Annotated in this window: 8 protein-coding genes; all 8 read left to right on the top strand. The window is 70.3% G+C overall.

Annotation, left to right across the window (positions count from 1 at the left end):
• Positions 1-1,138, top strand: a 1,138-nt coding sequence (locus tag AB0M35_RS20735) for a hypothetical protein (protein WP_363747179.1), incomplete at its 5' end; no start/stop codon positions are given.
• Positions 1,139-1,166: 28 nt separating this feature from the next.
• The gene (locus AB0M35_RS20730; protein ID WP_363747178.1) at positions 1,167-1,829 is read left to right on the top strand and encodes a hypothetical protein; all 663 of its coding nucleotides are present in this window, start codon (positions 1,167-1,169) and stop codon (positions 1,827-1,829) included.
• A 58-nt stretch (positions 1,830-1,887) separates the two neighbouring features.
• Complete coding sequence (locus tag AB0M35_RS20725) at positions 1,888-2,133, top strand: hypothetical protein (RefSeq protein WP_363747177.1); 246 nt, start codon at positions 1,888-1,890, stop codon at positions 2,131-2,133.
• The gene (locus tag AB0M35_RS20720) at positions 2,106-2,441 is read left to right on the top strand and encodes a hypothetical protein (RefSeq protein ID WP_363747176.1); all 336 of its coding nucleotides are present in this window, start codon (positions 2,106-2,108) and stop codon (positions 2,439-2,441) included. Before AB0M35_RS20725 ends, AB0M35_RS20720 begins: the two co-directional genes overlap by 28 nt.
• Positions 2,442-2,481: 40 nt before the next feature.
• Positions 2,482-4,128: a TIGR02677 family protein gene (locus AB0M35_RS20715; protein WP_363747175.1), complete on the top strand. Its 1,647-nt coding sequence runs from the start codon at positions 2,482-2,484 to the stop codon at positions 4,126-4,128.
• The gene (locus AB0M35_RS20710) at positions 4,125-5,348 is read left to right on the top strand and encodes a TIGR02678 family protein (RefSeq protein ID WP_363747174.1); all 1,224 of its coding nucleotides are present in this window, start codon (positions 4,125-4,127) and stop codon (positions 5,346-5,348) included. Before AB0M35_RS20715 ends, AB0M35_RS20710 begins: the two co-directional genes overlap by 4 nt.
• On the top strand, positions 5,345-9,385 hold the full coding sequence (locus tag AB0M35_RS20705) for a TIGR02680 family protein (protein WP_363747173.1): 4,041 nt from the start codon (positions 5,345-5,347) through the stop codon (positions 9,383-9,385). Before AB0M35_RS20710 ends, AB0M35_RS20705 begins: the two co-directional genes overlap by 4 nt.
• Positions 9,382-10,593, top strand: coding sequence for a TIGR02679 family protein (locus tag AB0M35_RS20700; RefSeq protein ID WP_363747172.1), 1,212 nt, complete (start codon positions 9,382-9,384; stop codon positions 10,591-10,593). Before AB0M35_RS20705 ends, AB0M35_RS20700 begins: the two co-directional genes overlap by 4 nt.
• Positions 10,594-10,598 lie beyond the last annotated feature (5 nt).

Below are 10,598 nucleotides of genomic sequence, written 5' to 3'. Positions count from 1 at the left end.
TTCTACGTACCCCACCCAGAACTGGCGCGTCCCGCACCTTCCGGGCATACCGGCCGGCTACTTTCTGCTACCTCCCGCTTGCGCGGAATGGCTCAGTCACTTCACCGGCCAACCGCACACGCCCCTCGCGCAGTTGCTTGACGAGGCCTGCATTGATCCGGAGGCGCTGTGGCGGGTGATCTTCGGCGAGCGGCATCAAGTTCGACAGCACGGCCCCGTCGAGCAGTTCGTCAACTCGATGCTCGACTCGGGAATCGACGTCGACAAGCTGTCCTACCTGTCGCTCGACGCGCTTTACACCGGAGTGCCGGCCGGGCAGGGCATTGACCACGCTCGGCTTATGCGGTCGGCGATCATGGTGCCGGACCGGTTGAACATGGAGTCCTTGGCCTTCGACATGCGGGCCCTGCCGGCCGTCGAGTCTGTGATTCACGCTCGGCTGGCCAACTTCCGAGCCATCTATTGGCATCAGCGCAACCGGGCGCTGATGGCGATGTTCCTGCACGTCGCCGACAACATCGACTACGGAAGGCTGGACGAGTCGGAGCTGCGACGTGAGTTCCTCGTATCCTCCGAAGCGAACGTGGTGCGCAGGATGAATGAGCTGTACGAGGAGCACACCGGCCGGCGCTCACCGATGGCCATGTTCATTCCGCTGCGCGGTGCTGGCCTTTTCGAGGAGCTGTACAAGGTCCCTGTGGCCGACGACCGGCAGGAGGGCTTCGTCTTCAATCGACTGACCGCGCTGTCCCGGGCGGAAGGTCGCGGTCGTGGCGGGGAGGTGCGGGTACGCAAGGCTCTCGCGGAGGGGCTCAGATCGCGATACCCGAGGCTCGGCGAGGTCGACGAGGCGGAGATCCTCATCGACATTCCGGCCCGGCCCATGGATGGCCGACTCGTGGCCTCGCTGCGCGAGGACCGTGGGGAGCCGGAGCGGATCGACCGGATCTCGAGCACGGCGAGAGCGGCGGTCGAGGACTTCCAGAAGCTGGCCAAGAGCATTCGCGTATTCGTGTCGCCGAGGGTCTCCCGGACGATTGGCATTCCCGACGGTGAGCCGGACACCCGCTGGATGGGTGGCCTGCTCTACGAGATCCTCTCCGGCCTGCCCGGCGAATCGCCCGGACGGTTGTCATAGAGACCTGATCCGGGAGGTGACGTAGGCGATGATGACCCCGACCGGAACGGGCCTCGTGCTCTGGGTCGCGTTCGACGCCGGGCTGGCGGTGGGCCGGTGGTGGGCCGCGCTGCGTGGCCACGCACCGGGTTGGCTCGACGCTCCGTTTCTCGCCGCGGCTGTCGCCGGCCTGCTGACCCAGTCGGCGTTCTCCCTACTAGCCTCCCGTCAGAGCCGGGACCTTAACGCGAGGACGAGCGTCGCGCTCGAGGAAATTAAGCACGCCGTCGGGGGCATCAACAGTGCCCTCGCGGAGATGCGGGCTGCCCAACTCGCTTTCGAGATCAACCTGGTGGAGTTGACGACCCGCGCGATGAGCCCGTCGGCCCCCGTCGTCGGGCCCGTGTCGGTAGAGCAACCGGCATCGGCCGATTCCACCCGGGCTGGCACCTGGGGCGAGCGTCAACGCGACGGCAATCTGCGTCAGGTGCTCGACGATCTGGTCGATGAAGCTGGCGGGGTGCTGGCGTTGCAGGCTGCCTACGAACAGCTCGGTTCCGCAGTGTCGTTGCAGAGCCTGCTTTACGCCGTCTACTCGCTGCGTGCCAGCGGCCGGATCCGCTGGGACGACGCGATGATCGGTTGGCAGACCGAACTGCGTCGAACGGACCCGAGGCAGCCGCCCCCGGCAGACAGCCTCGGAGGATCGTGACGGCGGCTCAACCTCGCAACACGTTCGCGGCTGGGAGATACTCCACGTCCACTCGCTGTTGCCGCAAGGCGCCGACCTGACCCCTGCCCACCTTGCCGCCGCCGCCCGTACGCTCGGGCTCGACTTCATCGCCACCACCGAGCACAACACGGCCGCCGGGCACGGCGAGTGGGGACCGTACGCCGGTGACGACCTGCTGGTGATCCTGGGCCAGGAGGTCACCACCCGGACCGGCCACTGGCTCGCCCTGGGGCTTGCCCCCGAGCAGGCGATCGAATGGGGTACGGCGTCCGGGACGACGTGATCGGCCGGCACCTGGATCAGGTACGCCGATCCGGTGGACTGTGTGTGGCGGCGCATCCGCACGCCCCGTATCCGTCGGGAACGCTGATGTACCCGTACGACTGGTTCGACGTGGTCGAGGTGTGGAACGGCTGCTGGGCCTCTGACCTACCGTGGAACGCCGACAACGAGGCGGCCCTGGCCCCTCGTATCGCCGAAACGGCGGGGTACGCATCAGCGGGAAGCCGCCACTACGGCGGAACGGAGTCGATCATCGCGCTTGCCGACAACAATGCGCGCTCGCGGCGGTCTGTCGGGGTGGCCCGGTAACCTCCGGAGGTGTCCGCGCACGACGACCGGGGGAGGTGACATGGGCGAGGAGCCCCGCCCCCGACCGGTGTTCCGTCAGGTCCCGGCAGACATGTTCACCTTCACCACCACCGACCGGGCCGAGTTGCACACCGCCGTCATGCAGGTTTTCGGTGACGCCCACGAGCGGCTGGTCGCCGCGCTGACCTTCGACGAGATTTTCGCGGCGTTACCCGGCGTAGGGTGGTACGAGCCGGTCACCGACAGCTCTCTCGACTACACGCTCGGGGCGCTGCACAAGTACGGCCTCATCGAACGTACGCAGAACCACACCGCCCACTACGCCTCTGCGGCGGAGTACGAGCGACGTAACCTGCACTATTCGCTCAGTCGCAAGGGTGAGGCCGCTTACGAGGGCGTGCTGCACGCGGTGGCGCACCTGTCGTCGACCGGGGCCCTGCAGACAGCGGTGCTCGACGCCATTCTCGACCGGCTCGGCGAGCTGCACGACCTGCTCGCCGACGACGGCGCTCCCGACCGGCGGGTCTACGCCGCCCTGATAGAGCTTGAGGGGCACCTCGCCGGTCTGCGGGCCAGCACCAAGCAGTTCAACGGCCAGTTGCAGCGGCTGCTGCGTGAGGAGGGCGCCGACCCGGTCACCTTCGGCGAGGTGAAGCAGGCCACCATCGCCTACCTGTCCGAGTTCGTGACGAACCTGGACGGGCGGCGGCAGGCGATCGCCGAGGCGGTTGCCCGGGTGCAGGCCCGTGGCGTCACCGTCCTGCACCGTCGGGCGTTGCGTGGCGCCGACCTGCCGACCCTGCCCGGTGGCGCCGACCCCGCCCCTCGTTGGCTTGAGCAGCGGGTTGCCCGTTGGCACGGCCTGTGTTCGTGGTTTCGGCCCGACGACGGCACTGCGCCGCGCATCGACCAGCTCGCCGATGTGGCCCGGCGGGCCATCGTGGCTCTGATGCGGGCGTTGGAACGTCTGTCGGACAGTCGCCGACGCGGCACCAGCACCGCCGCCGACTTCCGGGCGTTGGCCCGCTGGTTCGCCGCCTGTGAATCCGACGAGGCTGCACACGAGTTGTGGTCCGCCGCGTTCGGGCTGTGGCCCGCCCGGCACACCCATCTCGCCCTCGACGACCCGACTGCGGTGACGGCCACCACATCGTGGTGGCAGGCCCCGGCAGCGCCCGTGTCCCCGTTGCTGCGTACCTCCGGGCAGGTGGACAAGGTTGCCCGTACCGCGCGGGTACGCGACACCGCCGAAATCCGCCGGCTGCGCCGGGAACGGATGGTGCACGAGCGGCTCGAATTGGAGCGGGCCTGGCGCAGGCTCGCCACACCCGGGCCGGTGCGGCTGTCGGCGTTCGGGCAGCTCGATTCCGGCAGCTTCGGGCGGCTGCTGGAGCTACTGTCCCGGGCCCTGTCGGCGCCCGAACGCGACGGCGTGCGGCGCGCCACCACTGCCGACGGTCGGTTGGTGGTGACGCTGACCGACACCGACAGCACCGGCCGTACCCTGCTACGTACGCCGCAGGGAGTGCTCAGCGCCCCCGATCTCCTCGTCTCGATCAGCGAGACCCGCACCATCCCCCGTCCGAGAGAGGTGCCAGCGGCAGCGCCGCATGCGCTGACACCCGGCAACCGGCCAGGCGAGGGAAACACCGCCACGCCCATGCTGATCGAGGGTAGGCCGGCATGAGTGACCTGCGCAGCGAACTTGACCGGGAACGGGCAGCCGAACGCGCCCAGGCGATCCGGGCCCTGCTGGCCCGTCCGATGCTCACCCGTGACACGTCGGCGCCCGACTTCGCCCTGATCGTGCGGCACCGCACGGAGCTGGTGGCCTGGTTCGACACGAACACCGGCTGGCGGTTGGTCGTCGAACCCCGCGCCGGCTACGCCCGGCTGATGAAGACGTCACAGCGGCCCCCGGTCGACCGCCCGGCCCGCCGCCCACGCGGTGCGCGGAATCCGCTCGACCGGCGCCGCTACACCCTGCTCTGCCTGGTGGCCGCCGAGCTGCTCGCCGGGCCGGTGACCACGATCGGCATCGTCGCCGAGCGGCTGACCCAGGCGTCGGCCGTCGAACCGGACATCGCCGCGTTCGACAGCTCCCGACACGACGACCGCCGGGCGTACGTCGATGCCCTGCTGGTCTTGGAGGAGCTGGGCGTGCTCACTGCCGTGGACGGCAACACCGACGCCTACCTGCAACATGCCGACGCCAAGGTGCTCTACCGGGTCGACAGTGCCGGGCTGGTTCGACTGCTCGCCACGCGACAGGCACCGTCCCGGCTGCCCGACGGTGATCTGGTTGCGCTGACGCACGAACCGCGCTACGGCGATGCCCAGGACCCCGCCGCCGAGGTCTCCGACGAGCAGCGCAACCGCTGGCTACGGCACTCGATCGTGCGTCGGCTCCTCGACGACCCGGTCGTCTATCTCGACGACCTGACCGAGGCGCAACGTGCCTACGCGGCCAGTATCACCGGCCGACGCATGTTGCGAACGGCCGTCACGGAGGCCGGGATGCTGTTGGAGGAGCGCGCCGAAGGCCTACTCGCGGTCGATCCGGATGCCCTGGCCACGGACGAGAGGTTTCCCGCCGGGGGCAGCGTTGCCGGGCAGGCGGCGCTGTTGCTGCTGGACAGCGTCGTCGCGGCGCGCCCCGTCGCCGTCGCCAAGGAGCAGCTCGTTCGGCAGCTCGCCGATCGGTTCGCGGTCGTGCCGCAGTGGGCGCGTACCTACCGCTCCGACGGCGGGCCGCAGCGGCTGGCCGACGAGGCGTTGGCGCTGCTCGCGCGATTCGGGCTGGTGCAGCGGTCCGGTGGAGGGGTCAGGGCACTTGCCGCCGCCGCCCGGTATGCCATCGGCGAGGCTACCGTCGTCAGTCCCCGCATAGGCAGGAGCCGCCGGTGACCGTTGTGACCCTGCCCGGCGCCGGCCTGGACGCCGGCACGCTTCGCGCCGACCGCTGGCAACCCACCCGGGCCGGCGTGCTCAACGTATGGCGCTACTACGACGAGGTCTTCACGTTCCACCGCGGCCGGCTGCTGCTGCGCGGCGCCAACGGCACCGGCAAGTCCAAGGCGTTGGAGCTGTTGCTGCCGTACCTGCTCGACGCCAACCTGCGCCCCACGAGACTGTCCACGTTCGGTGGTTCTGAACGCACCATGCACTGGAACCTCATGGGCGACGGTTACCCACACACCACCCGAGTGGGCTACGTGTGGCTGGAGTTCGGGTGCGGCGGTGACGACGGGGCGGATTGGTTCGTCTGCGGCGCCCGGCTCGCCGCGTCGACGAACACCCGCACGGTCGACGCCACCTACTTCACCACAGAGCTGCGGGTGGGCATGGCCGGCGGCCTGTCGCTGGTCAAGGACGGCAACGTGCCGATGACCCGGCAGGAACTCAGCCGGGCCCTCGGGGATCGGGGCGTCGTGCATACCAGCGCGGAGTCCTACCGGCGTGTGGTGCGGGAGACCCTGTTCCGTGGGCTCAGCGAGACGCAGTACGAAGCCCTGATCGCGACACTGTTGCAACTGCGTACCCCGAAGTTGTCCGAACATCTGAATCCCGACGCCCTGTCGGAGGTGCTGTCCAAGGCACTACCGCCGCTGGACGCGGCCGACCTGGCGGAGATCGCGGAAGGATTCGAGCAGCTGGACCGGCGGCGGGAACGCCTGGCCCGGCTCGACGAGGAGGTGGCGGCGGCCCGCCGGCTGGCCGAGCGTCAGCAACGATACGCGCGCCGGGCGCTGCGGCGCGCTTCCGGTGAGGTGGTCGCGGCGACCACCAAACTGGATAACGTCACCCGGGACGCCCGGCAGCGCCGTCAGGAGCACGCGGCAGCCGCCGCCGAACTGACGCAGGTGAGTGCGGCCATCAATGACAACGAGCGCGAGCTGATCGTCACCGAGGAGCGAATCGGCGGGCTGCGTGACAGCGACGCCTACCGCGAGGGTCAGCAACTGGACCAGCTACGACGGGAGGCGACAGCCGCACTGCGTACCGCGAAGGAGGCCGCCACCGCGGCGCAGAAGCGGCGGGCGGAGGCGGCGGGGGCTGGCGAACGGGCGGCAACCCTGGCCGGCGAGTGGGACATGGCGGCCGCCCAGACCGGCCGATCGTGGCGGGAAACCACCACCATGGCGCTGGCCGCCGGGTTGGCCACCCTGGTGGAACCGCTCGCCGCCGAGTCCACCCAACAGGCTCGTCAACTGCTCACCGGGATCATCCGGGGCCGTGAGGACGAGATCGCCGCGGTGCGGGCTGCGGTGACCGCCCACGAACGCGCAGTGGCCGCGCGGAATCAGGCGCAGACCCGGCGGGAGCGACGAAGCACCGAGCACGAGGCTGCCGCCACCGCGTTGGTGCAGGCCAGGCAAGCGTACGCCGATGAACTGACCGGTCTGCGTGCCGGCATCGCCCGCTGGGCCTCGGCCTGCGTGGTGCTGCCAGTCGACAGCCGCGCAGCGGAACTGGCCGAATTGGCCGGCGACGAGGTGTCTCTCAGCACGTTGCTCGCCGAGCTGTCCGCCGCCGTCCGTGAGCAGTTCGCCGCGGTGCAGGCCGATGCCCGGCGGCGCGAGACGGAGTTGGGTCGGCAGCGAGAACAGCTGGCCGCGAGGCTGACCAAGTTGTCGACCGAGGCGATCCACGAGCCGGCGGCACCGCGGCAACGGACGGCACCCCGCGCTGACCGCCCCGGCGGTCCGCTGTGGCGCCTGGTCGACTGGCGGCCCGGCGTCTCGGCCGCGGTGCAGGTCGCCGTGGAGGCCGCGCTTGAGACGTCCGGGCTGCTCGACGCGTGGGTCTGGCCCGACGGGTCGGTGACCACGGACCGCCGTGGTCACGACACGTATCTCGCGGCAGCCACCGCGCTGCCCGCGGCGAACGAGTCCCTGCTCGCGGTGCTCGCGCCTGACGAGCGCACGCCCGTGCCAGCGCCGTTGGTCGCCACTGTGCTCGCGGGCGTGGCGTTCGGGTCGGGTGCCCCGCATCATGTGGCGGCGGTCGGTGCCGATGGAAGTTGGCGGCTCGGCCCACTGCACGGCACCTCCGGCAAGCCGGATGTCGAGTTCCTGGGCGCGGCAGGCCGTGAGCGGGCGCGGCAGCGCCATGTTGCCGAACTGACCGCCCACATCGCCGAGATCGACGTCGAGCGCGCCGAAGTGGCCGAGGCGATCCGGCAGCTTACCGAGCGGCGCGAGGCGCTCAAAGCGGAGCTGGCCGCCCGGCCGGACCACCAACCCGTGGTACGGGCCGCCGAACGCCTCGCCCGGACCGAGCTCAAACTCGCCGCCACGCAGGACCTGCTCGACGAGGCTGCACGGGAGGCGGTCACCGCCGACGAGGATGTCCGTGCCGGGCTGCGGGAGCTGACCCTCACCGGCTCCCGTCACGGCCTGCCCACCACGGCGGCGGACCTCAACCGGCTGGTCGACGCGCTGCGCACTCTTCGGCAGACAGCGGACGGGTGGTTGACCGACCGCGGCCGGGAAGAACATGCCGCAGCCCGGCTCGGTGACGCCCGCGAGAGCGCCGATCAGGCGCTGCGGCTGGCCGAGGAGGAAGCGGCCCGTGCCGAGGTCGCCGAGGAAAGCGCTGCGGGTCTGGCCGCCCGCCTCGACGCGGTGGAACGCACCGTCGGCGTGGAATACCGGACGGTGCTCGACGAGGTGCAGCGGCTACGCAACCATGTGGAGACGCTCAGACAGGGCATCCGACAGCTGCGCCCGCGTCACGAAACGCTCATCGGGGATCTGCACGAGTTCAACGCCCGAGCCGAACGCGCCGAGCAGGACCGCGACGACGCCGCTGCAGTACGCGACAGGGCGGTGGCCGGGTTGGCCCGACTCGCCGACCTGCTCGGTGCCGACGCCGCCCTCACCGTCGACCTGTCCGGCGTGGGCGGGGTGACGGCGACTTTGCAGGCGGCCCGGTTGATCGCCGAGGAGACCGGCAACCTGCCACACGGTCCTCGGCACCTTCGCCAGGACGAGGGCGAGCTGGGCAACGTGCTACACGTCATCAGCGCCTCGCTGGCCGGGTACGCCGACCTTGCGATGATCCCCGACGAGCAGTGTGACGTGCAGGTCGTCACCGCCACAGTCGACGGTTTGCGGACCACGCCCACCGCACTCGTGCACCGGCTCACCGCTGAGCGCGACGAGATGCGGGTACACCTCACCGAGGAGGAACGCCAGCTCTTCGACCGTACGCTCACCGGTGACACCCGGCGACACGTCGCGCAGCGCATCCGGCATGCCGCCGATCTGGTCCGCGAGGTCAGCGCCCAGCTCGAACGGGTACGGACGGTGTCGGGTCTGGGCGTTCGGCTGAGCTGGGAGGTCAACAGCGATCTCGACGCCCGGCTGCGGCAGGCCCGGGAACTGCTGCTGCAGGATCCGGCGCGACTCACCGACGCGCAGCGGGCCATCCTGCACGATTTCTTCCGCTCCCGCATCGATGACATCCGTGACGCGGGTTCGACCGACGGCTGGGAACAACAGCTCAGTGAAGCCCTCGACTATCGGCGGTGGCATCGGTTCGTGGTGCAGATCCGTTCCGGCGCGGGCGACTGGTCGCCGGTCACCCGGCGGCAGCATGGTGCCAAGTCGGGCGGAGAGAAGGCCATCGTCCTGCATCTGCCGCTGTTCGCGGCGGCGGGTGCGCATTACCGCGGTGCTCCCACGGCGCCCCGACTGATCCTTCTCGATGAGGTCTTCGTCGGCGTCGACCAGACCAACCGGGGGCAGCTGATGGCCGTGCTGGGTGCGCTGGACCTCGACCTGCTGCTCACGTCCGACCAGGAGTGGTGCACCTACGCGGAGGTCGACGGCATCGCCATCCACCAGCTCGTCGCCGGGGGTGCGGACGGCGACGACGCGGTCACCACGGCCCGTTTCGTCTGGACGGGTCACGACGTCGTGACCGACGACGAGGCATGACGGCCGCCCGGTTCGACCGACCGGAACTCGCGCCGCTGTGGGCCGAGGCCCGACGGCGGTTCGAGAGCACCACCGGGCCGGTGAGCCGACTGCGCCTGCGTAATCTGGCACCGGCCGAACGCGTCGCGCTGGCCGACCTTCTCGGGCTCGCGTACACCCCCGACCCGGAGCTGACCGTGTCCCTACGGACGCTGGACGCCATCCTGCTCGCGGCCACCGGCGGGCTGGACACCCGAGGTGTGGTCGCAGCGATCGGCGGCCCGCTGAACAACCGGGCGCAGGAGCGTCACCACCGCGCCGCCGAGCGTGCCGAGCTGTGGCGGTGGGCCCGGCAGCATCCCACCGTCACCGCCGAGCCGGCCCTGACCACCTGGCTCGACCGCGTTCGCGCCGGTGGCCTCGTCGCCGATGACACGGTGGCCACCCGTAACCTGCTCGGGCGCGCATTCGACGTCCTCAGGGCACTGCCCGCGACCGGCGAGCCGCTCGCGGTGCTGGCCGCCCGACTCACGGGCGACTCCCACGCGCTCGACGACGACAGCCGACTCGGCAAGATGGTGCTACGGGCCCTCGCGGTGTTGCGCGACGAGGAGCCTCCGGCCGACTCCGAAGGGCGTCGACGACTGTGGGAACACTTCGGTGTCGCCTGCGACGAGATGTCCACCACCGTCCTCGTCGCCGGGATACGGCCCGATGGCAGCAGTCCACTCGCCCGAGCGCTGTCCGCTTGGGCCGATGCCGCTGAAGGTTCAGTGGTTACCCTGGCCCAGCTCAACCGCCATCCCGTCGGACAGGTCGGGGAAACGGTCTACGTCGTGGAGAACCCGGCCGTCGTGGCGGTCGCCCTACGTCGATTCGGTGCCGCGTGCCCACCACTGGTCTGTATCTCCGGATGGCCGAGCACAGCGGCAATCCTGCTGCTGCGCAGGCTCGCTGCCTCCGGCGCGTCACTGCGTTACCACGGCGACTTCGACGGCGAAGGGCTACGGATCGCCGCGCATGTGATGAGCAAGACCACCGCGCGACCGTGGTTGTTTCATGCGGAGGACTACCTGCGTGCCGTACCGCGGTCCGGCCCGCCAGTTGGCCGAGTCGACGACACTCCGTGGGACCCGGCACTGGCGGAGGCCGTACGCGCGCAGGGCATCGCAGTGCTTGAGGAAGTCGTGGTGGACGCGCTGCTCGTCGACCTGGCGACTGGCCGATGACAGGA

Origin of the sequence: Micromonospora sp. NPDC051196, from assembly GCF_040682415.1 — a bacterium.
Taxonomy (GTDB): domain Bacteria; phylum Actinomycetota; class Actinomycetes; order Mycobacteriales; family Micromonosporaceae; genus Micromonospora.
The sequence above is the reverse complement of the archived record's forward strand: the minus strand, read 5'-3'. Positions and strand labels throughout refer to the sequence as shown.